Below are 796 nucleotides of genomic sequence, written 5' to 3'. Positions count from 1 at the left end.
CGTCTCGCGGGCCCGGATGGTCTCGATCTCCCGGTTCTGCTTGATCTCCGCGTCCGCCTGCCGGCGCTCCAGCTCGAGGATCGCCTCCTTGGCGTCCACGTTCTGCCGGGTGATCTCCTTCTCCTCGTTGCGCCGGAAGTCGTTGGTGCGGATCGCCTCGATCGCGGTCAGCTCGGTGATCTTCCGGATGCCCTGGGCGTCGAGGATGTTCTTCGGGTCCAGCGAGTGCATCGGCGTCTGCTCAAGGAAGTCGATGGCCGCGTCCTCGAGGCTGTAGCCGTTGAGGTCGGTGCCGATCACCTCGATGATCTGGTCCCGGAACTCGTTGCGCTTGGTGTAGAGGTCGACGAAGTCGAGCTGCTTGCCGACCGTCTTGAGCGCCTCGGAGAACTTGGCGCTGAACAGCTCCTGCAGCGTCGTCTCGCTGCTGGCCCGGGTGGTGCCGATCGCCTGGGCCACCTTGATGACGTCCTCGGTGGTCTTGTTGACCCGCACGAAGAACGTGATGCGGATGTCCGCCCGGATGTTGTCCTGGCAGATCAGGCCCTCCCGGCCGGTCCGGGAGATCTCGATGGTCTTCACCGAGATGTCCATCGTCTCGGCCTTGTGCAGCACGGGGAGCACGACAGCACCGGTGAAGGTGACGTCGACCCGGCGCACCTTCGAGACGATGAGCGCCTTGCCCTGCTCCACCTTGCGGAACATGCGGCTGAGGAAGAAGACGACGCCGAGCACGATGAGCAGCACGACGGCGATGAGCACACCGAGCCCGGTGGAAATCACATCCATCATTGAT

The 796-nt window shown here is 63.9% G+C and carries 1 protein-coding gene; it reads right to left on the bottom strand.

The window, feature by feature from the left end:
• Positions 1-789: flotillin family protein (locus tag DMB66_RS60085; RefSeq protein WP_255441708.1), on the bottom strand; the 789-nt coding region annotated here is incomplete at its 3' end.
• Positions 790-796 lie beyond the last annotated feature (7 nt).

It is taken from the genome of Actinoplanes sp. ATCC 53533, assembly GCF_003947245.1.
This window is presented reverse-complemented; position numbering and strand designations above follow the sequence as displayed.